The organism is Cellvibrio sp. 25HG11W-0, from assembly GCF_057815475.1.
Genome location: NZ_CM174230.1, coordinates 4,232,306 through 4,257,736, shown reverse-complemented (window position 1 = coordinate 4,257,736; position 25,431 = coordinate 4,232,306). Strand labels below are relative to the sequence as shown.

General features: G+C 48.5%; 21 protein-coding genes. 16 read left to right on the top strand and 5 right to left on the bottom strand.

The window, feature by feature from the left end; translation table 11 throughout:
* Nucleotides 1–97 precede the first annotated feature (97 nt).
* On the bottom strand, nt 98–409 hold the full coding sequence (locus AC0KUT_RS17870) for a YebG family protein (protein WP_488831749.1): 312 nt from the start codon (nt 407–409) through the stop codon (nt 98–100).
* A gap of 218 nt (nt 410–627) precedes the next feature.
* Here AC0KUT_RS17870 and murJ point away from each other — a divergent pair, with 218 nt between their 5' ends.
* From murJ to ispH, 6 genes are all read left to right on the top strand, one after another.
* Nucleotides 628–2,232: a murein biosynthesis integral membrane protein MurJ gene (murJ, locus tag AC0KUT_RS17865; RefSeq protein WP_488831748.1), complete on the top strand. Its 1,605-nt coding sequence runs from the start codon at nt 628–630 to the stop codon at nt 2,230–2,232.
* A 157-nt stretch (nt 2,233–2,389) separates the two neighbouring features.
* The gene (ribF, locus tag AC0KUT_RS17860; RefSeq protein WP_488831747.1) at nt 2,390–3,340 is read left to right on the top strand and encodes a bifunctional riboflavin kinase/FAD synthetase; all 951 of its coding nucleotides are present in this window, start codon (nt 2,390–2,392) and stop codon (nt 3,338–3,340) included.
* Nucleotides 3,341–3,384: 44 nt separating this feature from the next.
* Nucleotides 3,385–6,183 carry an isoleucine--tRNA ligase gene (ileS, locus tag AC0KUT_RS17855; protein WP_488831746.1) on the top strand — a complete coding sequence of 933 codons (2,799 nt, stop codon included), beginning with the start codon at nt 3,385–3,387 and terminating at the stop codon, nt 6,181–6,183.
* A 22-nt stretch (nt 6,184–6,205) separates the two neighbouring features.
* The gene (lspA, locus tag AC0KUT_RS17850) at nt 6,206–6,703 is read left to right on the top strand and encodes a signal peptidase II (protein WP_488831745.1); all 498 of its coding nucleotides are present in this window, start codon (nt 6,206–6,208) and stop codon (nt 6,701–6,703) included.
* The gene (locus tag AC0KUT_RS17845) at nt 6,696–7,145 is read left to right on the top strand and encodes an FKBP-type peptidyl-prolyl cis-trans isomerase (RefSeq protein WP_488831744.1); all 450 of its coding nucleotides are present in this window, start codon (nt 6,696–6,698) and stop codon (nt 7,143–7,145) included. Before lspA ends, AC0KUT_RS17845 begins: the two co-directional genes overlap by 8 nt.
* 2 nt (nt 7,146–7,147) lie before the next feature.
* A complete protein-coding gene (ispH, locus tag AC0KUT_RS17840) occupies nt 7,148–8,086 on the top strand; it encodes a 4-hydroxy-3-methylbut-2-enyl diphosphate reductase (protein WP_488831743.1) in 939 nt (312 codons plus the stop codon).
* A gap of 217 nt (nt 8,087–8,303) precedes the next feature.
* On the opposite strand, the gene AC0KUT_RS17835 is transcribed toward ispH, so the two are convergent.
* Nucleotides 8,304–8,831, bottom strand: coding sequence for a GspH/FimT family protein (locus AC0KUT_RS17835; RefSeq protein ID WP_488831742.1), 528 nt, complete (start codon nt 8,829–8,831; stop codon nt 8,304–8,306).
* Nucleotides 8,832–9,055: 224 nt separating this feature from the next.
* On the opposite strand from AC0KUT_RS17835, the gene AC0KUT_RS17830 reads away from it, so the two are divergent.
* Genes AC0KUT_RS17830 through AC0KUT_RS17805 form a run of 6 tightly spaced genes read left to right on the top strand, consistent with a single transcriptional unit; the run spans nt 9,056 to nt 16,734 of the window.
* Nucleotides 9,056–9,610, top strand: a complete 555-nt coding sequence (locus tag AC0KUT_RS17830; protein WP_488831741.1) for a GspH/FimT family pseudopilin — start codon at nt 9,056–9,058, stop codon at nt 9,608–9,610.
* Nucleotides 9,611–9,627: 17 nt separating this feature from the next.
* Nucleotides 9,628–10,080, top strand: a complete 453-nt coding sequence (gene pilV / locus AC0KUT_RS17825; RefSeq protein WP_488831740.1) for a type IV pilus modification protein PilV — start codon at nt 9,628–9,630, stop codon at nt 10,078–10,080.
* Between the two features lie 10 nt (nt 10,081–10,090).
* Nucleotides 10,091–11,152: a PilW family protein gene (locus AC0KUT_RS17820; RefSeq protein ID WP_488831739.1), complete on the top strand. Its 1,062-nt coding sequence runs from the start codon at nt 10,091–10,093 to the stop codon at nt 11,150–11,152.
* A 44-nt stretch (nt 11,153–11,196) separates the two neighbouring features.
* On the top strand, nt 11,197–11,751 hold the full coding sequence (locus AC0KUT_RS17815; protein WP_488831738.1) for a pilus assembly PilX family protein: 555 nt from the start codon (nt 11,197–11,199) through the stop codon (nt 11,749–11,751).
* A gap of 23 nt (nt 11,752–11,774) precedes the next feature.
* The gene (locus tag AC0KUT_RS17810) at nt 11,775–16,286 is read left to right on the top strand and encodes a pilus assembly protein (RefSeq protein WP_488831737.1); all 4,512 of its coding nucleotides are present in this window, start codon (nt 11,775–11,777) and stop codon (nt 16,284–16,286) included.
* Between the two features lie 10 nt (nt 16,287–16,296).
* Nucleotides 16,297–16,734, top strand: coding sequence for a type IV pilin protein (locus tag AC0KUT_RS17805; protein WP_488831736.1), 438 nt, complete (start codon nt 16,297–16,299; stop codon nt 16,732–16,734).
* Nucleotides 16,735–16,796: 62 nt separating this feature from the next.
* Here the strand turns inward: AC0KUT_RS17805 and AC0KUT_RS17800 are convergent, their stop codons facing one another.
* Nucleotides 16,797–18,209, bottom strand: coding sequence for a sigma-54-dependent transcriptional regulator (locus AC0KUT_RS17800; RefSeq protein ID WP_488831735.1), 1,413 nt, complete (start codon nt 18,207–18,209; stop codon nt 16,797–16,799).
* A gap of 27 nt (nt 18,210–18,236) precedes the next feature.
* Nucleotides 18,237–19,892, bottom strand: coding sequence for a sensor histidine kinase (locus AC0KUT_RS17795; protein WP_488831734.1), 1,656 nt, complete (start codon nt 19,890–19,892; stop codon nt 18,237–18,239).
* Nucleotides 19,893–20,258: 366 nt separating this feature from the next.
* On the opposite strand from AC0KUT_RS17795, the gene AC0KUT_RS17790 reads away from it, so the two are divergent.
* Nucleotides 20,259–21,887, top strand: a complete 1,629-nt coding sequence (locus AC0KUT_RS17790) for an NAD+ synthase (protein WP_488831733.1) — start codon at nt 20,259–20,261, stop codon at nt 21,885–21,887.
* A 101-nt stretch (nt 21,888–21,988) separates the two neighbouring features.
* On the opposite strand, the gene AC0KUT_RS17785 is transcribed toward AC0KUT_RS17790, so the two are convergent.
* Nucleotides 21,989–22,888 (bottom strand): outer membrane protein assembly factor BamD, encoded by a 900-nt coding sequence (locus AC0KUT_RS17785; RefSeq protein ID WP_488831732.1) that lies wholly within the window; start codon nt 22,886–22,888, stop codon nt 21,989–21,991.
* A gap of 157 nt (nt 22,889–23,045) precedes the next feature.
* Here AC0KUT_RS17785 and rluD point away from each other — a divergent pair, with 157 nt between their 5' ends.
* The 3 genes from rluD to AC0KUT_RS17770 all read left to right on the top strand — a co-directional run bounded on the left by rluD (nt 23,046) and on the right by AC0KUT_RS17770 (nt 25,379).
* The gene (rluD, locus tag AC0KUT_RS17780; RefSeq protein ID WP_488831731.1) at nt 23,046–24,014 is read left to right on the top strand and encodes a 23S rRNA pseudouridine(1911/1915/1917) synthase RluD; all 969 of its coding nucleotides are present in this window, start codon (nt 23,046–23,048) and stop codon (nt 24,012–24,014) included.
* A gap of 5 nt (nt 24,015–24,019) precedes the next feature.
* Nucleotides 24,020–24,787: a peptidoglycan editing factor PgeF gene (pgeF, locus tag AC0KUT_RS17775; protein ID WP_488831730.1), complete on the top strand. Its 768-nt coding sequence runs from the start codon at nt 24,020–24,022 to the stop codon at nt 24,785–24,787.
* A 103-nt stretch (nt 24,788–24,890) separates the two neighbouring features.
* Entirely contained in the window at nt 24,891–25,379 is a 489-nt protein-coding gene (locus tag AC0KUT_RS17770; RefSeq protein WP_488831729.1) for a magnetosome magnetite crystal formation protein family, read from the top strand.
* Nucleotides 25,380–25,431 lie beyond the last annotated feature (52 nt).

Genomic DNA, 25,431 nt, shown 5'->3' with positions numbered 1-25,431 from the left:
TACATTGTGGGATGTATTTGGTTAAAAATCTGCGCGGCTATCTTGTGTCCTTGTCCTTGACGGCCTGCCCAGATTAATAATGCGGTTTAACGGGTAGCTAGTCGTCTTGTTGAGCGTCTCTGCTGCTGAGCGCTTCTTTAGAATTGATTGTGACTGGCTTCTCATAGGTAAAGGGCTGCAGCAGCTCATCGGGCTTGCCTTTACAGGCTTTGGCGAGCAGCTCGCGCCTTTGGGCCAGCAATAGGCCAATCGCCTCACTTTGTTGTTCATCGATGCCGGGAATATTTTCTTCAATTAATTGGGTAATATTGGCGGCCAGCTCCAGATATTTATCGTGTTCTTCTGCGACTTTTTTATCTTCAAACATACTGCCATCCCGATCACATAGCCAAACGGCGATTACTGCCATTGTTAAAATCCTCGAAAGTGTTGTTACTGTTTTTATGTACAGTATATTTGGTGTGGATACTTGTCAAGCTTTCTTTCCGTCGGGTTTTTCTGGCGAAGGCTTGGTGGGTTGTTGGCTGAATCGGGCTTGCCTAATTTGATTGGCTGGTGACTCTCAGGTTGTGCGGATCTGTGTTAGCCGTAGATAATGCCGGATTCATTGCACCTTCGGGGTAACTTGTGTCAGATTCTGATTTGTCTTCTTCGCCCATTCCGCCTAAACAGAAACCACGCAGCCTGTTGCGCTCCAGTTTGCTCACTGGCTCTATGACCATGAGTTCGCGGGTGCTGGGTTTGGTGCGCGATATAGTCTTGGCGAATGTGTTGGGCGCAGGCCCGATCATGGATGCTTTTGGCCTTGCGCAAAAAATACCCAATTTTTTTCGCCGCTTGTTTGCTGAGGGTGCTTTTTCGCAGGCGTTTATTCCGGTGTTGTCGGAGTACCGTGAAAAGGGTACTCATGCGGCGGTAAAAGAATTGGTGGATAACGTTGCAGGCTGTCTCGGCTCTATTTTGCTGCTAATGACGCTGCTGGGTTGTGTGGGTGCGGCTGGGCTGGCGATGGTGTTTGCGCCAGGTTATTATGTCTCCTCGCCCGAGAAGTTTTCGCTGCTCACTGATTTGGTGCGCATCACCTTTCCGTATTTAATGCTGATTTCGCTGACGGGTTTTGCCGGTGGAATTTTAAATAGCTATGACCGCTTTGCGATTCCGGCGATAACCCCGATTTTTCTCAATATATTTATGATCGCGGCGGTCTTGCTGGTTGCCGACTATTTTCCGAACCCAGCCTATGCCTTAGCTTGGAGTATTGTGGTGGCGGGGGTCTTTTCGCTGCTGTTTCAGTTACCCTTTTTACGCCAAATTCACCTGATGCCATCGCCTAAGTTAGACTGGTCGCACCCCGGGGTAAAACGTATTTTGGCCTTGATGGCCCCCGCGCTCTTTGGTGTTTCGGTGAGCCAGTTAAATATGTTGCTGGATTCGGTGATTGCTACCCTCTTGGGTGATGGTGCGGTGAGCTGGCTGTTTTACTCAGATCGCCTCGTCGAGTTGCCCCTAGGGGTGTTTGGGGTGGCCATTGCTACCGTTATCATGCCGAGTTTGAGTCGCCAGAGCGCTGTGCAGGCGGGCGAGAAATTTAGTCAAACACTCGATTGGGCGCTGCGCTTTGTGGTGTTAATTGCGCTGCCGGCAACCATCGCCCTGGTGATCTTGGCGCAGCCGATTCTGTTTACCCTCTATCACCACGGCAAAATGGAGGAGCCGGCTATTTTGATGTCCTCCTACAGCCTTAAAGGCTATGCCTTGGGGCTCTTTGCCTTTATGTTGATCAAGATATTGGTGCCTGGTTATTTTGCCCGTCACGACATGAAGTCCCCGGTACGTATCGGCATTATTGCGATTGCTGCCAATATTCTGATGAAGCCCTTGGTGGTCGTGCCGTTTGTGTTTTTATGGGGCTTGGGCCATGTGGGTTTGGCGCTCACCACGGCGCTGGCGGCCTATGTGAATGCATTTTTGCTTTATCGCGGTTTGCGGCGCCAGCAAATCTACCAACCCGGTGAGGATTGGCCTAAGTTATGGCTGCGCTATGGGGTGGCGAATTTGGCGATGGCGCTTGTCTTAATCGGCTTTTTGCAGCTTTGGAGCGATTGGTCTCACGGCCACACGCTAACGTCTATTTTGCGTTTGAGCGTGGTCTGCGCGGCTGGTTTGGTGGTTTACCTTGCGGTGCTTTTGTTGTTTGGCGAACGCATCAAACACTACCGCGCGCGGGATTAATCCCGCGGAAATGGGGCAATTGTAATTTCGTGCAAAAATTGCTCGGGGTAGGCTCAAGGGTGCCTGCTCCTGTATACTGCCTGCCTTTTGCGTAAGCGTCTGATGCCTGAGCCTCTGGACGTGTTTGGCGCCATTTTGGTTGAGGTAAGTGCAAAGCGTGAATCCGGCAGCAGGTGCGTTTATTCGTGGGTTACATAACCTGCGCCCTTGGCATAGCGGCTGCGTGGCGACCATTGGTTCGTTTGATGGCGTTCATCTCGGTCATCAGGCGATATTGCGCCAGCTTATCAGTAGCGCGCGGGAGCAGCATTTGCCTGCGGTCGTCATCGTCTTTGAACCTCAACCCCATGAATTTTTTTCGGGTGAAAAAGCCCCCGCGCGGCTCATGCGTTTACGCGAAAAGCTGCAGGCACTCTTGGCTGCTGGGGTTGATCGTGTACTCTGCGTGCAATTCAACCAAACACTGCGCAGCCTTTCGGCAGAGGCCTTTGTTGAAAAAGTGCTGATTGCGGGTTTAGATATTAAACACTTAGTCGTAGGCGATGACTTTCGTTTTGGCTGCGACCGGCGCGGTGACTTTGCGCTCCTGCAGCAAATTGGTGCCGAGCGCGGTTTCACTGTAAGTGATACCCATACCTTGATGATTGCCGGTGAACGTGTTAGCAGTACGCGTATTCGTCAGCTGTTAGAGGCGGGCGAATTTGCTCAGGCGGAGCAGCTCTTAGGTAAACCCTATAGTATTAGTGGCCGTATCGCCTACGGCCAACAGTTGGGGCGTAAGCTCGGCGTGCCTACGGCAAATGTGCATTTGCGCCGCTACCGCTCGCCGTTACAGGGAGTGTTTTGTGTCACGGTAAAATTTACCGATGGCTCCGCGCATCAGGGGGTCGCCAATGTTGGCGTGCGCCCCACTGTCAGTGGTGAGAAGAAACCCATTTTAGAAGTGCATCTGTTTAATTTTTCGCGCAGTGTGTACGGCGCTATGATTGATGTGAGCTTCCATCAAAAACTGCGCGACGAGCAAAAATTTAGCTCACTTGAACAGCTGCAGCAACAACTGCAATTGGATATATTCCAAGCGCAAGAATTTTTCAAAAAGATGAGCTGAAATAATTTCTCTTTAACTTTTTTGTTAACAAGTAGACCCGAATCATGACCGACTACAAAGCAACACTGAATCTGCCCAATACTGACTTTGCGATGAAGGCTAATCTCGCCCAGCGCGAACCCGGCATGTTAAAAGTCTGGCAGGAGAATAATCTCTATCAACAAATTCGCGCGGCGCGCGCTGGTCGTGAACAGTTTATTCTGCACGATGGCCCACCCTATGCGAACGGCGATATTCACATTGGTCATGCGGTTAACAAAATTCTTAAAGACATTATCGTTAAGAGTAAAACCCTAAGCGGTTTTGATTCGCCCTATGTGCCCGGTTGGGACTGCCACGGCTTGCCCATTGAGCACAATGTCGAGAAAAAATTAGGTAAGGCTGGCGACAAAGTCGATGTTAAAACCTTCCGCCAAAAGTGTCGTGAATATGCGGCTAAGCAAGTTGCTGGCCAAAAGGCAGATTTCATACGCTTGGGTGTGTTGGGCGACTGGGATAAGCCCTACCTCACCATGGATTACAAATTCGAAGCCGATATTATTCGCTCGCTGGGTAAAATTGCCGAGAACGGTCATCTGCACAAAGGCTTTAAGCCTGTGTATTGGAGCGTGGTGGGCGGTTCAGCCTTGGCTGAAGCGGAAGTCGAGTATCAGGATAAAACCTCATTCTCTATCGACGTGAAATTTGCTTTTGTCGATCAGGCCGCGGTTGCAAAATCTATCGGTGAATTGGCGGGCAAGGGGGCGATTTCGCTGGTTATCTGGACCACGACGCCGTGGACCTTGCCGGCGAACCAAGCAGTCTCTGCCAATGCCGACGTAGACTATGCACTGTTGCAAGTAGGTGATGAACGCTTGCTGTTGGCTGAAACCCTAGTTGCGAGTGTTGTGGCGCGCGCAAAAGTTGAGAGCTACGAAATTGTTGGCCGCGTTAAAGGCGCCGCCTTAGAAGGCATGCTCTTGCAGCATCCTTTCTATGCGCGTCAGGTGCCGATTTTGTTGGGTGATCACGTCACGACGGAGGCGGGTACGGGTTTTGTACATACTGCGCCGGATCACGGTGCTGACGACTTTACGGTGGGTGTGAAGTACGGCATAGGCACACTCAATTATATCGACGATAACGGCTACTATCGCCCCAGTGTTGAGTTGTTTGCGGGCGACCATGTTTACAAAGTTGATGAAAAAGTTATCGAACTTTTAATCGAAAAAAATGCGCTCTTAGCGCAGGGGAAAATTACCCATAGCTTTCCGCACTGCTGGCGCACTAAAACTCCGCTGATTTTCCGCGCAACGCCACAATGGTTTGTGAGCATGAGCAAAAACAATCTGCGCGATCAAGTCGCAAAAGCAGTGGACTCTGTGCAATGGGTTCCCGATTGGGGCAAGGCGCGCATCGATGCCATGCTTGCCACCTCACCTGACTGGTGTATTTCTCGCCAGCGCACCTGGGGTGTGCCTATAGCGTTGTTTGTGCATAAAGAAACTCAAGAGCTGCACCCAGATACCGCTAAACTTATCGAAGCTGTTGCCTTAAAGGTTGAACAAACAGGTATGGATGCTTGGTTCGATTTGGATGCAAAAGAATTGCTTGGCGCCGATGTGGATAGCTACCAGAAAGTCACCGACACACTCGATGTGTGGTTCGATTCGGGTGTGACACACTATGCGGTGCTTGAACAGCGCGCGGGTTTACGTTTCCCTGCCGACTTGTATTTGGAAGGCTCTGACCAGCATCGCGGTTGGTTCCAGTCTTCACTTAAAACATCTATGGCAATGCACGGTAAGGCGCCCTATAAAACAGTATTAACCCATGGATTTGTGGTGGATGCGCAAGGGCGCAAAATGTCTAAGTCCATTGGCAACGTGATACCGCCGCAAAAAGTCATGAATGACTTGGGTGCGGATGTATTGCGTCTCTGGGTGGCGGCGACAGATTTCAGTACTGAGATGAGCGTGTCCGATGAAATTTTAAAGCGCACGGCTGACTCCTATCGCCGCATTCGCAACACGGCGCGTTTTATCTTGTCGAATTTGAATGGTTTTGATCCTGCAACAGATGCTGTGCCCATGGGCGAAATGATGCAGCTGGATCGCTGGATTGTGGGCCGCACTGCGGAGCTACAGCAAGAGATTATTAAGGCCTACGATAATTATCAGCTGCACTCAATCTATCAAAAACTGCACAACTTCTGTGTGGTGGAGCTGGGTGGTTTTTATCTCGACATTATTAAAGACCGCCAATACACCACCAAAGCCGATTCGCTGCCACGTCGCTCAGCACAAACTGCTCTGCAGCATGTAATAGAAGCTATGGTGCGCTGGATAGCGCCAATTTTAAGTTTCACTGCCGATGAAATTTGGCCAGTGATCGCGGGCGATCGCAGCCAATCGGTCTTTGTATCTGAGTGGTATCAGTTGCCTGCAGTACCGGCCGGTTCCTTTGCCAATAGCTATTGGGATTTGGTTGCCGATGTAAAAGTGGCAGTCAACAAAGTATTGGAAGCTAAGCGCGGTAGCGGTGAAGTGGGCGGCTCTTTGGGTGCTGAGGTTGTGCTTTATTGCGATGATAAATTACTGACTGAGCTGCAAAAGCTCGGCAATGAATTGCGTTTTGTGCTGATTACCTCCACGGCGGAATTGCAACCCTTAAGCGCGGCCCAGCATGCAGACGTAACTGAAGTGGCTGGTTTGCAAGTTGCGGTCAAAAAATCTGAGCAACCCAAGTGTGCGCGCTGTTGGCACCATCGCGCCGATGTGGGTACCCATGCTGCGCACCCTGAATTGTGTGTGCGCTGCGTCGACAATGTAGAAGGTGCGGGCGAAGCGCGCAGTTTTGCTTAATAACTTAGGTGTGGAATAACTAATGCCGATAAAAATGTATCACAAGGTTTGGTTTTGGTACGCCGTTGCTGCAGTGGTTGTAGTGCTGGACCAGTGGAGTAAACAGGCAATTTTGGCGCGTTTTGACTATGCCGAAGTTTTGGCCTTAACATCATTTTTTAATTTTACGCTCGTCTACAATCCGGGTGCGGCTTTTAGTTTTTTAAGTGATGCAGGTGGCTGGCAGCGCTGGTTTTTTACCGGTATTGCCGTGCTGGCAAGTGGCGTTCTCGCCGTATGGATCGCCCGTGTAGCAGCCACAAAATGGCACGAAGCTTTCGCACTCAGTTTTATTCTCGGCGGTGCTCTAGGTAATCTTTACGATCGTATATTGCTGGGACACGTGGTGGATTTTATTCAGGTGCACTACAACGAAAGCTATTTTCCTGCCTTTAATTTGGCAGATTCAGCCATAACGCTAGGGGCTATTATCCTTATTGCCGATATGTTGTTTAACAAAGAGAAAAAATCCAATGCGTGATTTGGCTGTTGGTCCTGGGACCAAAATTACTTTGCACTTTGCGCTGCGCCTACTCGATGGCGAAGTTATTGATTCCAATTTTGAGCGCGACCCCGCGACCTTTGTGGTGGGCGATGGCAACTTGCTGCCTGGTTTTGAGAAGGCTATTTTTGGCTTGCAAGAAGGTGAGCGCAAAACCCTTATCATAAAGCCTGAAGATGGCTTCGGTCAGCGCAACCCCAACAACATTCAAGAAATTGCGCGCAATCAATTTAGCGCAGATTTGGAGTTAAGCGAAGGCTTGATGCTCTCTTTTGCTGACGCGCAAAAGACAGAATTGCCCGGCGTGGTAAAACGTTTTAATGACGACGTGGTGGTGGTGGATTTCAATCACCCCTTAGCGGGGCGCGACATCTATTTTGAAGTCGCTATTTTGCAAATTGAACCGCAGCAGGTGCATTGATTATGACGCAAATCAAATTGGCCAATCCCCGTGGTTTTTGCGCTGGTGTTGATCGCGCAATCGATATCGTTAATCGCGCACTCGATGTGTTTGGTGCGCCTATCTATGTGCGCCATGAGGTAGTCCACAATAAATTTGTGGTGGATAGCCTACGTGAGCGCGGTGCTATTTTTGTCGAGGAAGTTGATCAGGTTCCCGACGATGTGATTTTGATTTTCAGTGCGCATGGTGTGTCACAGGCGGTACGCAATGAGGCGCAAGAGCGCGGCTTGCAGGTGTTTGATGCGACTTGTCCACTGGTGACCAAAGTGCATATAGAAGTGACGCACTACAGTCGCGAAGGCCGCGAGTGTGTCCTGATTGGCCATCAAGGGCATCCTGAAGTTGAAGGCACTATGGGGCAGTATGATGCCAGTAACGGCGGCGCTATTTATCTCGTAGAAGATGAGTCGGATGTGGCTGCACTCGTGGTGAAAAATCCCGAGACTTTAGCCTATGTAACCCAAACCACTCTTTCTATGGATGATACCGCCAAGGTCATAGATGCGTTGCGCACTAAGTTCCCTGCTATTCAAGGGCCGCGCAAAGATGATATTTGCTACGCCACAACTAATCGCCAAGATGCGGTGCGACAGCTAGCGCTGGAGTGTGACTTGGTATTGGTAGTGGGATCGCCTAATTCATCAAACTCAAATCGTTTGCGTGAGTTGGCGGAGCGTTGTGGTACTGAGGCTTATTTAATTGACGGGCCAGAGGATATCAATCCTGAGTGGATTAAAAATCGTACCTGTATTGGCATCACCGCTGGTGCATCTGCACCGGAAGTGTTGGTGAAGCAGGTGATACAAAAACTTGAAATCTGCGGCGCTCAAGCGCCCATCGAGATGGCGGGAACGCCTGAAAATATAAGCTTTACGCTCCCTAAGGCGCTGCGTATTTGAGTCGGGCAGGTTGTTTTAATCTATCTGGCTTGTCGCTGCAGAATTTATTCCATAAACACCGCTTTTGTGCTGCGCGGCTTAGCAGATTACTTGTTTTTGCTTTGCATCGATGGCCTTAAAAACGATTTTCATCAGTCTGCTAGGCATCACATCATGATGTAATCTATAAAAACCAGCGCATGCGCTGGTTTTTATAGCAGCTGGTGTTGCCTGAAGCTTAAAACCCGCAGTCTGCCGCGCTAATGTTTTTCATCCGCAGTCGCCCTCCGCGTGAAAGAATAAGGTTTAGCCCGCCGCCTTTTACTTCTGGGCATACTTTTAAGCTCCCAGCCAGAAATGCGCCCCCATTTGCTCTGCCGGTTTTTCGCCCCTCGCCGCTGCCAATAAAAGAGATATATTTCTTTAATGGACTGCTATCGGGTGCACTTACGACAACCCCTGAGAGCGCGCTATTAACGCTCAGAAGTTCTTCGTCATCGGTGCGTATGCCATCGTCGTTATTATCCACAAAAAGCTCCCAGCCTTTATCCCATGCACCATTAGTCGGCCTGAGAAGGGTTCGTTTGTTGCGGAAGACTGCGACAGAACGAGCTGTTTCTATGGATTCTATTAAGGCTAAACTGGCTGTTTTTAGGCGGGAGGAGCGAAGTTGCTCCGAAAGGCTAGGGATACCGAGGGTAATGATAATGGTGATAACGGTGAGCGTGAGAAGTAGTTCCACAAGTGTGAAGCCATGATATTTCATGTTGATTCCCTTCCTTGGTAGTCGTTGTAAAGCAAATAACTGAGATTGTTGTACTAGACGCCGTAACTGGCCGTTCGGCTATCTGTGTTGACCATATATCGTTGGTCGCACACTGCTTGAAAGCCTCCGTGCTAGTCTGGGTCAATATAAACAGGCTTATAAATATTGTCTATTGGGCAACTTCTGTTTTTTAAGATGCTTATGCCCTAACAGAGTGAGTGGATATGCAAATTCGTAACAATGGGTTCACTTTAGTTGAATTGATGATAACACTAGCGGTATTGGCGATTGTCTTGGGGATTGCTGTACCCAGTTTCAACGCTATGGTGGTCAACAATCGCTCTACAACTTTAGGGCAGGAGATGGTGGTCGCGCTTAACTTTGCCCGCTCGGAAGCGGTAAAGCGTGGTACTCGAGTCTCTATTTGCCCCTCAACAGATGGGCTGGCCTGTTTGGGGGCGGATGATTGGGCAAAAGGGTGGTTGGTTTTTGTAGATGCGGCGGTATCAGATTCGTCGGTTAATCCTATAGTAGGTACACCTCTACGCAGCTGGAATGATTTGCCTGGTAAAGCATCGGTGACGGCCAACATTGACGCAACGAGCACTAAACTTGGGTTCTTCCGTTTTACGGGGACTGGAATGTTGGCACGACAAAATGGAGGAGATACCGACTCGCGAGTTTTTGATCTTTCCGTTGCTGGGTGCACCATGAAATCTAAAGTTAGGGTGACAGTGGGGCTTTCGGGGATGTTGTCAACAAGCAATATCGATTGTTAGTGGTGAGGGGAAATACTATGAAAAAAATTGCTAAGCAGTCTGGGGCCACTCTTATTGAGGTCGCCATAACAGTGCTCATTCTTGCCGTATCTCTCTTGGCTATGGCGACGCTGCAAACTCGATCGCTCCAATTTAATCAGGCTTCCTATATGCGCTCGCAGGCTAATATAGCGGCATATGATATAGCTGACCGCATCCGTATTAATAGAGGTGCTAATGGTGCGAATATTGTGAATTATACCGCACCGTTTGATTCCGCTCCGAAAGTTGGCGGAATGGTTGCAGCTGATGTGACGGCTTGGCGGAATAATATTCTGCGAAGCTTACCTGGTGGAAAGGGCGCAATTGAATGTGCATTCGACACGCGTATTTGTAAAATCTCCATTAAATGGGACGATGAGCAACTGTTCGGTGCAGCAGCCTCTAATCTTGAGGCAAAAAATGAATTTGTTTATGCAACCGCTATTTGAGTCCAAAAACATGACAAATAAACAGCATGGTTTATCGCTTGTTGAATTAATGATTGCAATTACGCTCGGGTTGATTTTACTGACCGGCGTTATGCAGGTTTTTTTATCGAGTAAAACTGTTTTTTCAACGCAGCAAGCGCTGTCGCGAGTCCAAGAGACTGGGCGCATGGCAATAGAGTTTATTAGTCGCGATATTCGTATGGCTGGCTATATGGGGTGTACGTCGCGTAGTAGTAATTTCAATTTACAGAATACCCTGAAAAATAGTAATAAGTTTGATTATGATTTCAGCACTCCTGTGAAAGGGTACACAGCAACTACGGATCCCATTAATACGTTCACGCCTACGCCGATTGCAGATACTGACGCTATTGTTGTACGCAGTGCTGAAGGCAGTGGTGTGTACGTTACAAAAAATAATGACGATACACAGCTGTTTGTATTTAATAACACAGTCTCAGAGGCTAATGCGTGTAGTAAAGGTGGGGCTCGGATAGGTGGCTTTTGTGTGGGTGATATTCTCGTAGTCACTGACTGCAATAAAGCGCTAGCCTTTCAGGCGACCGGCGTGAAGGCGGCTGGGGGCGAGCTTAATCTTGAGCATGATAGTTCGGGCGTGCCCGGCAATGCAGTTATTAAATGGGGTGGAGATGGGGCAAAGGCAAGCGAAACGTTTGGGCCTGGATCTGAAGTATTAATTGCATCTAATATCGCCTATTTTATTGCACAAGGAACATCGGGGCGACCTAGTTTGTGGCAAAAAGCCAATGGACAAAATCCGTTTGAATTATTAGAGGGTGTGGAAGATTTAAGTCTTAGTTATGGCGTAGATACGACTCCGTTGCAGGACTATGTCCCAGATGAGTACCGTTTTGCACCAGCGGTAACTGATTGGACAAGAGTGGTGTCAGTGAAAGTGGAGCTATTAATAGCAAGCATAGAGGATGGCGTTTTGCCTGAAATGCAAACTTACAACTTTGGTGGTGTAGATAATATTGCACCTAACCCATCTGATAGACGGTTACGTCAGGTGTTCAGTGCAACCGTTGGAATTCGCAGCAGATTAGAGTAGTTGTGTTTTCAAACCGAAAGAATTGTTGGAGTGAGGTAGGGTTCATGCAAAATTATGTGGTTGTAGGTCGCCAGCAAGGCGCGGTGTTAATTGTTGGCTTAATAATGTTGTTGTTACTCACCATTATCGGCTTAGCGTCAATTCGCGGCAGCGATTTACAGGAGCGTATGGCGGGTAATATGCGTGATCGAAATTTAGCCTTTCAGGCAAGTGAAGCAGCGTTGCGTGTAGGGGAGGATACTGCAAAAGGTAGAAAGAACTTATCCTTACCCGCAGTGATTAACACAAATGGATATTGGGCTGATTTAAATATACCTTTTGTGGGAAGTCCAGGGCGACCAGTGGATTGGGCTGCGAATGTTTGGGAAGATAATAGTAATAGCAAAAAGATGGTCGCAAATACACTTGAGGGAATTGTAGATCAGCCGCGCTATGCGATTGAGCAACTTAGGTTTCAAGTTGATTTGGCTGCAGAGGGAAGCGGTGTTGATTTTTATACGCAGCAGCAAGCGATAGAAAAAATATACTATCGAGTCACTAGTCGTGGGTTGGGTGGGACAAATAGTTCAGAAGTTATTTTACAGTCTACTGTGCGTTAATATGGTACTCAGCGGAGCCTATCATGAAAAAGTTTAAAGCATTACTCAATACATTTTTTAATATGTCGCTGGTGTTGGTAACAGGTTTTTTTACATCTGCTATCTGCCATGTGGCTCATGCTGACACGCCTTCACAGGTGCCTATTTTTATATCTTCGCCAGTGAAGCCTATATTAATGCTTAACTTGTCAAATGATCATCAGCTTTATTTTAAGTTATATGATGATTATTCTGACATATCTACTGCGGCTGGTGCTTCGGGGATAGATGGAGCACCTGATACAACGTACAAAAATAGTTTTGATTATTATGGCTATTTTGCTAGTGATATATGCTACACCTATAGTGATACGAACAAAGTATTTAGCCCTGCAACTCTCATGGCCGGAACTAGAACATGCAGCAACCAATGGAGCGGAAATTTTCTCAATTGGGCGAGCATGACGCGTATTGATGCAATACGTAAAATTCTCTACGGTGGTAAGCGCTCTACCGATGAAGTAGACAATACAGTTCTCGAGCGTGCTTACCTTCCCAACGATGCCCATTCCTTTGCAAAATTTTATAACGGGTCCGATCTAGCCAGCTTAGTGCCGACTGCTGTTTATGATGCGAGCGGCATTACTATGTGTAATACCACCTATGATGCTGCAGGTAATAATTCTCAGTCGGTAACATCGCCCCCATTAATTAGGGCTGCCAAGGGTAACTATGCGCTTTGGGCAAATAATGAGCGCTGGCAGTGTCTTTGGAGTGATGAGAGAGATGCAAGCAACGGTAATATTGCTGCTGCAAGTGGACTTAACTCTGCTGCTAGTAACCCACGTAAAAATGATATTAAGGATAGTTCGGGCGTTGTCACGACTGCAGGTGTTAAGGCTGGTGTGGGTGACTATGTGGTACGTGTAAAAACCTGTGTGACAGGAATAACGAGTGCTGATGAGGGGTGCAGTATTTACCCTAATAATTCATACAAGCCTCGTGGGCTTTTACAGGAGTATGGCGAAAAAGATCTTATCCATTTTGGGTTAATGATGGGCTCCTATACCAAAAATAAATCTGGTGGCGTGTTGCGTAAAAATGCAGGCTCCTTGACAGATGAAATTAATAAAAATACAGGTAAGTTTGAAATTCCAAGTGATGATTTTAATATTATTAATTCAATCGACCTTTTAAGAGTGTATGGCTACCACCATAAGTTAGGTGGTGGTGATGATAATGGTACCTATCATTCCGGTACTGACAGTGATAACTGTAAGTGGGCAAAAAATTCGTTTAACAATGGCGACTGTACAAACTGGGGAAACCCACAGGCAGAAATCTATTTGGAGTCTTTGCGCTATTTGAGTGGGGCTACTGCGGCTACACCAGCGTTTTATGATGCGAGTAAGTTAGATAGCTCAAAAATCACGAATTTAAAAACCGTTAGTACCTGGAAAGACCCCATTTATTCCACCCAAGCATCCCCCGTTAATACGTCTACTGGGTTGCAAGTTGGCACTAATGCCTGTGCACCTTTAAATGTACTGGTGTTCAATGCATCTGTTACTTCTTATGATTCGGATGAGTTGGGAACGAGTACGGATATTGGTCTTAGTAATACTCAGCGTAAAGAGAAAACGAATGATGTCGCTCGGGCTGAAGGTATTATGGGGACTTCAGCTAAGTCATTTTTTGTGGGGCGTAATGGTACTGTAGCGGCCGGAGCGGCCGGTTATGAAATGTGCACTGCTAAAACTATTGGTGATTTTAGTGCCGCTCTAGGTTTGTGTCCTGAAGCGCCACGCCTTGAGGGCGGGTTTCAAATTGCAGGGCTTGCTTACCACGCGCGCACAACAGGTGTGAAGGCTAATCGATCAAAAGTGAAGACATTTGGTGTGACTATGTCACCTGCAGTTCCGAATCTGTCCATATCAATTACCACTACTCCTCCAAATCCTGCCACAGGTGCGCCGGCAATAGACAAACCCTTTAAAATTCTGCCTGCCTGCCGTAATAACACTATCGGCGGGAACTGCGCGATTGTTGATTTTAAAATAGTCTCTCAAACTCCAACTGGCGGTAAACTTTATGTCAGCTGGGAGGATAGTGAGCAGGGCGGCGATTTTGATCAAGATATGTGGGGGACTATAGAATATGCTATTGCTGGAAGTGCGGTTTCGGTCACTACCCGAGTTTATGGCCAGTCTACTGGGGACTCTATGGGCTTTGGCTACGTCGTTAGTGGTACCAGTAACGATGGATTTCATGTTCACTCCGGTATCAACCGATTTATTGAGTCTGCTGGATCATACTGTGCGAATGCAACTAGTTGTACTTGTAGGGCCGTGGGCGATGGTAATACTGGTCCTTGCACGGGCACATTAAATGATACTACTGCTAAAACTTTTGCCTTAGGGGATTCTAATAGTCAGGACTCGCTGAAGGATCCTTTGTTTTATGCCGCTAAGTGGGGCGGGTTTAGTAAGGATTTACCTGAGACTGAGCCCGAGAAGCAGCAGGCCATAGATGCAATTGCTAGTGTTAAAATCCCTGATAGTTACTTTTATGCAACTGATCCGCGTCGGCTGCAGGCAAGTTTGCGGGCCGTTTTGGATGGCGTGTCTAAAACAGTTGCATCATCCGCTACGGCAGCAGCTAACTCAACACAATTGGATACAGGTACGTTTTTCTATCAAGCGATATTTAATAGTACTGATTGGAGTTCTCAGCTGATTGCGTATAAGTTTGATAAAAGTACTGGCAAAGTTGATAAAATAACTCCTGCTTGGAATACGCACAACACACTTCAAAGAGGTAGCAGAAATATATACACCTATGGTTCTGGAAGTTTACAGTCAGCACAAAAATTGACGGCTGATAACTTGGGTAGTGCACCTACGGCTTTAAAAAATCAGTTGCGCTTGAGCTCTGAGACTAATGATGTGAATGCACTTAAACGATTCAATTGGTTGCTAGGATTGGAGCGGGATGAAACATCGCAGGTTAATGGAACACTGCGAGCACGCGAGCACGTATTAGGAGATGTTGTCAATTCAGACCCAGCATTTAGCGGTGGTAACTCATTAAAATATGATTTTTTACCGGCAGCCTATGGGTCTGCAAGTTATCTTGCCTATGTCAACGGAACTAAAAAAACGGGACAATCTGCAATTTTTGTAGGTGCTAATGACGGGATGATGCATGCCTTTAATGCGGAAACTGGTGCTGAAATATTTGCTTATGTACCGCGCGGGGTTTACTCAAAACTGGCTGCCTTATCTAAGCCTGATTATAAGCATGAGTTTAATGTGGATGGCCCTGTGTATGCCGGAGATTATTATACGGGCAGCGCATGGCGTACAGTGGTTGTCGGTAGTTTAGGGGCGGGCGGTCGTGGTATATATGCGCTGGATGTAACGGATACACTAAGTAGTGGTACTGCGCCAAAGGTTATGTTTGATGTGAGCGCTGATGATGGCGTTACGCCTTATCGCGATGATTTAGGTTACATCATGAGTCGTCCTTTACTTGCACCTACAAAAAATGGCGGTTGGACTGTGTTCTTTGGGAACGGCACTAATAGTGTTAATGGCGCTGCAAAACTTATGGCTATTAATATTCAAAATCCGACTAAATACATCGCCATTGATACTGGAGCAAAAGATGGTGCAACCACAAATAATGGCCTTTCGGGACCTGCCTTATTGCCGGATGGGCAAGGTGTAATTATTGATGCTTATGCGGGTGATATTCTAGGCAATATGTGGCGCTTTAATTTAAGTAATACTAGCTTGAGTAGTTGGTCCATCCCTTATGCTAGCGGAGGATCGCCAAGTCCTTTAATTAAGGTAACGGATGCTACTGGAAAGGCGCAGCCCATTACAGCGACACCTACATTGGGTATGAATGCGTTAAAAACCTATACCGATAATGGAAAGGAAAAGGATTCGGTGATGGTGTATTTCGGTACTGGAAAGTTTAATGAGACCACTGATAAATCGAGTACTGGGGTGCAGTCATTTTATGGCATTGCAGATTCTGGCGCGGCTATAGTGGCTGGATCCAATAGAAGTGGTTTACATAAAAAAGTGATTGATACTGGCGCATCTAATAGTAGTCAGCGAGTAGTTAATTTTGATGCTACGCCAGTGGCTACCGGAGTGCCCGCGGTAGATTGGTCGGTATTCAAAGGTTGGTATTTGGATTTCTCTACTGCGTCTGGTGAGCGTGTTATTACCAAGCCATTGCTCCTGTTTGACCGATTAATTTTTGGCACTTTTATTCCATCTAATTATCAGTGCGATTTTGGTGGTAGTGGTTGGTTGATGGAGCTGACGGGTGTTGGCGATAAACACATTGGTTATAGCTTGCTGCAAAATAAGGCGAATCACATTCTAGATTCCGTAATATACGGTGCGTTAATACCTATTTTTGATCCTGACAGTAATACCATCAATATTATGGGCAGCGACTTGGCCGGCGGGATTTTTGAAACCAAACCACCTGCCCCGCCCGGTATTTTTGGTCGTATGTCTTGGCGTCAACTTAAATAAGGGTGGAGTTATGAGCAGCAATAAAGGTTTTACATTGGTTGAGTTGATGATTGCAGTCGCGATCATCGGTATTTTGGCCGCTATTGCGTATCCTTCATATGAGAATCAGGTGCGCAAGACAAATCGCTCTGATGCTAAGGTGACGCTAAGTGATGTGGCGCAGCGCTTGCAACGCTGCTTCACGTCGCAAAATAGTTACAACCCCGCTGCAGGTAAATGTTCTGTAGTTGACGAACTTAATGGTTCGGCGGGAGTTGTTTCTAAAGATAGGCATTATGTTATTAGACCGGCGGTAGCCTTGGCGGCAGGCACTTACCAAATAACGGCAACGGCTACCTCTGTACGCCAGCTTAAGGATACGCAGTGCAGAACCTTTACGCTTGATCAGACGGGAGTGAAGACAGCTAGAACAGATGGCAATACTCTAAATACTGCTGCTTGTTGGTAGGCGGATATATTATTGTCCAAGTACATCTTTATTAAGCCCCTTTTCAGGGGCTTTTTTTATGGTTACTCGTCATCTAACCCCAATTTTTGTAGTCTATAGCGCAGCGAGCGAAAGGTGATACCTAGCTGCTTGGCGGCAAAGGTTTTATTCCATTTGGCTTGTTCAAGTGCATGGCAGAGGATTTCTTTTTCTACATCCTGCAAGTAGTTATCAATAGACGGGTATTCCGCGCAGCGAGCGGGATAGTCAACGATATTAATGTTGGCGCGCTGGCTGGGCGCGCCACTTTCTTGCAGAGGTGCTTTGCTGCTGGTAGTCGCCGTATTGTTGATCTGCGGTTTTAGCTGTAAATCATTTTCGTCAATAAGGTCGCTTTCACAGAGCGTGAAGGCGCGCTCAAGGATATTTTCCAGCTCGCGTACGTTACCGGGAAAGTGATACTCATTGAGCAGCTCTTGCGCTTTTGACGAGAGTTGCGGGGCCGGCAGGTCGATTTCAGCGGAAAGCTTTTGCAGTAGATATTGAGTCAGCAGCGCAATATCACCGCGCCGTTCGCGCAGTGGTACCACACTGAGTTGGATTACGTTTAAACGATAAAATAAATCTTGGCGGAAACGCCCCTCTTTGACTTCTTGCTCTAGGTTTTTATGAGTGGCGCAAAGTATGCGCACATCGATTGCTATCTCTTCAGCCGAACCCACGGGGCGAACGGTTTTTTCTTGAATCGTACGCAGTAATTTTACCTGCATGTCGAGGGGGAGGTCCGCTACTTCGTCAAAAAATAAGGTGCCACCTTCAGCGGCTTGAAATAGTCCTAACTTGTCTTGATGAGCACCCGTAAAGCTGCCTTTTTTGTGGCCGAAGAATTCACTCTCCATCAGCTCTCGCGGTATGGCGCCACAGTTTACGGCGATAAAATTGTTGTTAGCGCGTGGCCCTAGGTCATGAATTGAGTGGGCAACTAACTCTTTCCCCGAGCCCGATTCGCCACTGATGTAAACCGGCGCTTGTGAGCGCGCTAATTTTTGAATGCTGCGATTTAGCTCTTGAATCGCTTTGCTTTCACCAATAATGCCGCTGCTTTTAGGGTCTATTACGGCGGCGAGCTGGCCGGATTCTATAGCCGTATTCACCAGCTTGCGCAGTGTGGCTAGGTCAACGGGCTTGGAGATGAAATCAAATGCCCCTGCTTTCATGGACTCAATGGCGGTATCGATACTACCGTGCGCAGTAATAACGGCAACGGGCAGGCGAGGGTATTGCTGTTGAATAAACTCCACCAGATGCAAGCCATTACCATCAGGTAGGTGCATATCAGTTAGGCACAAATCATAGTGGTTCTTGCCGAGTTGTTGTTTGGCCTCAGCAATGCTGGCGGCACTATCGGTGTTGATCTGCATGCGCCCTAGAGTGATTTCCAGAAGTTCGCGAATATCGGGTTCGTCATCGATGATCAGTGCGCGTTTATCAGACATGGGTTACCTGTAATGCTGGTGCGCGAATTAGTGCGCTTTGTCGGGATGAGCCATTTGTATTAGAAAACAACTTTCCTGGTGCGGCGCATGCTGGTAGCTAATCAATGCTTGATTGGCTTCACAGAGTTCTTTGCATATATAAAGCCCTAGGCCAGAGCCGGTATTCTCTGTGGTGAAAAAAGGCTCAAATAAATGGCGACGATTGTCTGCAGAAATACCTGGGCCATAGTCTACTACGCGCACGTAGGGTTGCTGGTATGAATCTAGCCCTATCTCAATGCGTAAATCGGGGCGCCCTAGGGTTGGAATGCCGTAGCGTAAACCATTGTCACAAAGGTTGGTGAGGACCTGTTGTAGTTGGCTCAAGTCAAACTTTGCGGCGAGCGCATCATCTGCCGTGTCATCATAATTGTCGGCAGCTTTGGGGGCTATTAAGTCTTGTTCGAGCAGCAATATATTGGGTTGGTTGGTGCTGCTTTTACTGAGCTTGTATTCGTTAATAAATTGCGGCAGCCATTGACGTAAGTTGACCTGCTCCGGTGATGAGGGTCTGCGCCGTGAGAGTTGTAAAATATTTTCAATAATTTGATTAACGCGCTTGCTGTGATTGACAATGATGTCGAGTAAACGCTTATCACTCGCCGGCAGTGTTTGGCCTTCGCTGAGCAGTTGACTGGCATGGCTAATTGCGCCAAGTGGGTTGCGAATTTCATGCGCGATGCTGGCGGTTAGCCGTCCTAAAGAGGCAAGCTTAAGTTGTTGTGCCTGTTGGTTGAGCGCGCGTACGTCTTCGACAAAAATAAGTGTTTCACTGGCTTTTTCTGGCTCTAAGTAGGCGAAATTAACTTTAATTTCACTGGCATTTTGATTGTTGAGCTTTAGGAAAGGTGAGTGACTTTTTTGATGGCGCTGCCAGTTGATCAGCTTGTCGTGCAGCTCTGGGATTTGCGTGAGCTTAAGGTTGTCGTCTGTTTTTTGCAGCCCGAGTAAGTCCAGTGCGGATTGATTAAATAATTCAATATCGTTGTCGCGATTGAACACAATGATGCCAGTGCGCATACGCTCGATAATGAGCTGCGCTAACTTTTGTAAGTGTTCCGCATGCTGTGCTTGTCGCTGTGCTTCCGCTTGGGATATACGAATTTTGCGAGTGAGATATTGAAAGGCCAATGATGTCAAAAAGGCGAGCGCACTGAGTGCGCCAGAGGCTAGGAGTGTTTTATTCTCATCCTGCATGAAAAAAAAGCGATAGAGGCCTTCAGTCAGTACGGCAAGTGTGGTGATGGCGGCGAGGAAAGTTGCTATGCGCTCGCGCAGCATGATACCGCCAGCGGCTATGGCGATCAGCAGCAAGTAACCTAAGCCACTGAGTGCGCCGCCACTGGCATGCATCATGAGCGATATAGCGATCACATCGACCACGAGGGTGCTAAACAGTTTGCGCTGTGAAGGCTGGTATTTGACCTGCCACATCATGACGAGTGAGATGAAATTAAAGAGGGTGTAACCGAGCGAGCTATAAAAGAATAAGTCGGGGTTATCTTCGCCTATGGCTTTGCTCGCGTACTGCAGCTGAAACATCAGCAAGAGTACGCTCCCTAACAGGGTGCGGTAATAGGTGTAAATACGCAGCAGGTCGTAGGGGTTGTAGTTACCCAAAGAATTATTGGAATTTGCTTTCATAGGGGCAGTGTGGCGTCCTTTGAGGCTAGGCTGAGTAAAATCTATTTGGCTTTACGGCAAAATATCACGGACAATGCGCGACTTTTAGAATCCTAAGCTGCCGCTTGAGTTTATTGTTCTTAACTAGTTCTTGGCTTGATGCTAGCGGGCCGGCTAGTCATGGTGAAGGCGAGTTTATCAGTTTGTGGTTCGGTTTGTTGTGCTTGAGTTTATGGATAAGCTGACATCGTTAGTGCTGTGGTTTGGGCGAAAGGTGCGCTCTACCATAGCTACAACTTTCGGGCCCTTATAATCCTGATGCGTCAAAACATCTTGGCATAACCTTTTTTACAGATGCTATTGCTGAATTATTGAGAGAGTACGCGTATGTCGCAGCTTCACATAACCCTTGCCCAGGTCAACACCCTCGTGGGGGATATTCCCGGTAATACTGCTAAGGTATTGGCGGCAAGTCGTGCTGCTATTGCTGAGCATGGGGCCGACGCCATCGTCTTCCCTGAGTTGACCCTGACGGGCTATCCGCCTGAAGACTTGCTGTTGCGTCCGAGCTTGGCGGCGCGTATTGAACGCTCCTTGGCAGAACTGCAAGCCGCCAATTTGCCTCTGGCGATAGTGGTTGGTTATCCGCGTCACAAAGATGGCCTGCTCTACAACATGGCAGGGGTGATTCAAAATGGTAAATTGGTGGCTGAATATGCCAAGCAGTGTCTGCCGAATTACCAAGTATTTGATGAACTGCGCTATTTTGCGGCGGGCGATAGTCCCTGCGTGTTCGACTTAAACGGCGTGCCCACGGCCCTAAGTGTGTGTGAGGACATTTGGCAGGCTGGGCCTATGGCGCAGGCGCGGGCAGCAGGCGCGAAGCTTATGCTCAATCTCAATGCCTCTCCCTATCATCAGGGGAAGCAGCAAGAGCGCGAGGCCATTATCACCAAGCGTGCCTGTGAAGGTGCTATGCCGGTGGTTTATGTCAATCTCGTTGGTGGGCAAGATGAGCTGGTATTTGACGGTGGCTCTGTGGTGGCCGATGGGCAGGGTGAAATTCAATTTCGCGCAGCTGCCTGTGTCGAGGGGAGCTATTGCGTAAGCCTCTTGACCCATCAGCCCCAGATACAAGTCTTGCCGCAAGAAATGGCGCTAGTGGCTCCCAAGTTGGCCAATGTTTATCAGGCGTTGGTATTGGGTATGCGCGACTACGTTAACAAAAACCGTTTTAAAGGTGTGGTCTTAGGGCTTTCCGGCGGAATCGATTCGGCCCTGACCTTAGCCATTGCCGTCGATGCCTTAGGAGCTGATCGGGTTGAGGCGGTGATGATGCCCTTTCGCTACACCTCCGACTTGAGTAAAACCGATGCCGCTGATCAAGCGCAGCGCATGGGTGTACGTTACAGCTCTATCAGCATTGAACCCATGTATGAAGCTTTTATGGCGGCGTTGGCTGATGAGTTTACGGGTTGCGCGCGCGACACTACGGAAGAAAACCTACAGGCACGTTGCCGCGGTGTATTGCTAATGGCTATTTCCAACAAGAAAGGCTATTTGGTGCTCACCACAGGCAATAAAAGCGAAATGGCGGTGGGTTACTCCACACTCTATGGCGACATGGCCGGCGGCTTTGATGCACTTAAGGATGTACCCAAAATATTGGTGTTTGAACTGGCGACCTATCGCAACAGCTTAGGTGCTGTTATTCCTGAATCGGTGATTACTCGTCCGCCCTCAGCGGAATTGGCGCCTGATCAAAAAGATGAAGACAGCTTGCCTCCCTATGAAATTCTCGATCAAATTCTCGCGCTCTATGTCGAGCAAGATTGCAGTGCTGAAGCGATTATTGCTCGAGGCTTTGCCCGTGATCAGGTGGAGCGGGTACTGCGCTTGGTGGATATCAACGAGTACAAACGGCGTCAGGCTCCTATAGGTGTGCGCATAAGCCAGCGCGGCTTTGGGCGCGATAGGCGCTACCCGATTACCTCTGGCTGGAAGCTCGGTGAGTAGTTTTTCGGTGTTCCGCCCATAAAAAAGGCCGCAATGCGGCCTTTTTTATCGAAGGGGATTTTACATATTGCTACGTTGAACCCCCTTTCTCGGTTGCACCACTAAGGGCGAGCAACCTTAGCCATGGGCTTAAACTGAGGGTCGTAAAGTTCGCGGGTATCAAAGCCGGTAATTTCGTTTTTGCTGAACAAGCCAAATGACAAGAACGCAAGCCATTTTGATTTGCCGTTGTCATACATAAACTCATGGTCAAAGCGGCCCTTTTTATCTAGCGCGGGATAGTCTGGGTAGTTGGTGCGCAGAATCTCCAGCATTTCGGTTTCCTGTGCGTTCATTTTAAGCTGGTGATAACCTTCTACCAAAACCGCTAGCGCATCAGGAGTGGCAGGGGTTTTGGGGTAGTTTTCCAGCACATAGCGCCCGCGCCCAGTGGCCGCCAAATAGGCGCCGCGCTTGAAATAATAGTTAGCAACATGAATTTCATAGCGCGCTAAGAGGTTGCGAAGGTATAACATGCGCTTCTTGGCGTCGGCGGCATAGGGGCTGTCGGGAAAGCGATTCAATAATTGGGTAAAATTGGCGAGAGAGTCGCGCGCGGCACCAGGGTCGCGCTTAGAGATATCTACCGGCAATACCCGCTCGAACATGCCTTTATCTTTCACAAAGGCGCTCATGCCCAGCATGTAGTAGGCATAGTCTACGTTGCGGTGCTGGGGGTGAAGGCGAATAAAGCGGTTGGCGGTTGCTATGGCGGCATCGGGTTCATCGGAACTGAACTGGGCGTAGATCAGCTCTAATTGCGCTTGATCAGAGTAGGTGCCGAAGGGGAAATTTTCCTCGAGGGAGTTCAGGTTTTTGATGGCGGCTTCCCACTGGCTGCGCTCAAGCTGTTCGCCGGCGGCTTGATATAAGTCCGCTTCGGTAATGAATTCAGGTTCTTTAGAGGAGCAGGCCGTCAGTAGAACAAAGGCGCTGAGCAACAAAACATGCATGACTCGCATAGGGCTATAAACTCTTATATCGAATGAAAAAGTGAAGCCGCGAAGTGCGCGGCGGAGTATTTAAACACAGAGAATCGCGGATACCAACGCAGCGACTCCAAATTCCCGATTTTAGGCCTTAATAAACGGGTCCAGAATCACCGACAGAGGTTAATCAATGAAAGATGTTTATGAACTGAGCGCTAAGGTACCCATCAATATGAGTGGTATGCGCTTCGACCAAGCGGCTTCGGAGTTGTTCCCCGATTTTTCGCGATCGCGCTTACAAAGCTGGATTAAAGATGGCCAGCTGACGGTTGATGGTCGTGTCACCAAGCCGAAAGAGAAGTTAATTGGTGGTGAAGTGCTCGACCTGAATGCTGAGTTAGAAGCGCAAGGCACCTGGGAGCCGGAAGAGATTCAGCTCAATATCGTCCATGAAGACGATGATCTTATTATTATCAATAAGCCCGCTGGCTTGGTTGTGCACCCCGCCGCAGGCAATCAGACGGGCACCTTGCTCAATGCCTTGCTCAATCATGTGCCGGATCTCATTAATTTACCGCGCGCAGGCATAGTGCACCGCCTCGACAAAGAAACTACAGGTTTGATGGTGGTAGCGAAAACCCTTGAGGCGCATACAGACTTAGTGGAACAGCTTGCTGATCGCACCGTCAGCCGTGAATATGAAGCGATTGCCGTTGGCGTTATGACCGGCGGCGGCACAGTAGATGCGCCTATGGGGCGTCATCCTACCCAGCGCAAATTGATGGCGGTACTCAGTTCTGGCGGCAAGCGCGCGGTAACTCATTATCGTGTCGCCAAACGCTATCCGCACCACACCCACATACGCGTTAAGCTCGAAACGGGCCGCACTCACCAAATTCGTGTGCACATGGCGCACATAGGTTTTAACCTAGTGGGCGACTCAACCTACGGCAAGCGTTTTAGAATTCCCAAGGGCGCTAATCAGCACCTGATTGACACGCTGAAAGCATTTCCGCGTCAGGCATTGCATGCCGCAAAGCTCGGCTTGGAGCACCCCGGCACCGGTGAATATACCGAGTGGACCGCGCCCGTACCGCCAGACTTCCAGAATCTGCTCGACGCTTTGAACAAAGGCTATATCCACGACGACGAGGATTAATGGGGGTGTTTATTCAGCCCCAATGGCCCGCGCCTGAGTCCGTACAGATTGCAATCAGCACGCGCCAAGGTGGTGTGAGTCTTGCGCCCTATGCCAGCAATAACCTCGGGCTACATGTGGGCGATGCAGTGGAAGCGGTGCAACAAAACCGCGCCGCGCTTTGCCAGCTGCTCGGGTTGGTGGATGCGCGAGGTGTTGAAACCAAGCCGCAATGGCTGGAGCAAATACACGGTGTGAAAGTCGTAACGGCAAAAGCGGATGGCTTGGTGCGCACCGCCGATGGCTGCTACAGCAATCAAACGGGGCAAGCCTGCGTGGTGATGACGGCGGACTGTTTGCCTGTATTGCTGTGTGATAGTGCGGGCACTGAAGTCGCCGCACTCCACTGTGGCTGGCGCAGTTTGGCGCAAGGTATATGCGCACGCGGGCTGCAAAAGTTTAAGACGCCACCGCAGCATCTAATGGCCTATCTCGGCCCTGCAATTTCACAAAAGCATTTTGAAGTTGGCATTGATGTGCTGGAGGCGTTTTTTAAACGCGCCCGCAATGCCCAACATGCCGAGCAGATAGCGGCTGCCTTTATCTCTAGCGAGCGCCCGTTACACTTTTATGCGGATATCTACGCCTTGGCGCGTGCGGAGCTTCAAGCCCTTGGTGTGACGGCGATTTACGGCGGCGATTACTGTACCTATGCCGATACTGAGCGTTTTTACTCCTATCGCCGCGCTGGAGTGACAGGGCGCATGGCGAGTGTGATTTGGCTTAAACACTAATCATTGTCAAAAGTAATCCGCAAAAAATAAAAAAGTTGAATCCAAACTGTCTTTTTCGTCATCTAAGTATCAGTAATCAATTAATTTGATAAGGGTGTCAAAAATGAATTTGGAACAAATTGAAAAGCTGAATGAGCTAAAAGAAAAAGGCATGATTACAGAGGAGGAGTACCAGCAAGCCAAGGCGCGAATTTTAAATGAAGGCGCGGCGCCCTCCACATCGCACACGCTTACGCCCGTCAGCAATTACGACTACGCAATGTTCCTGCATCTCTCGCAATTTTGCTCTTGGTTGTTTCCCCTTGTGGGAATAGTGGTGCCACTGATTTTATGGCAGTCGAAGAAAGATGACCCCTATATTGACCAGCAGGGGCGAGTGGCCATGAATTGGATGCTCAGCTCGTTTATCTATGCGGTGGTGAGTGGCATTCTCTGCCTGTTAATAATCGGCTTCTTTATGTTGACTGTATTGGGTATCTGCTCGGTTATTTTCATCATTTTGGGCGCTCTCGACGCCAATAAAGGCGTGGTTAAATCCTATCCGCTCTCGATAAAATTCTTCGATGTACAAGAAACCCCGCGTCAAAGTTGATTTAACGCAAACTAAGCGCGCAAATAACACGCTGAGCCGCTCGCTCAGCTTG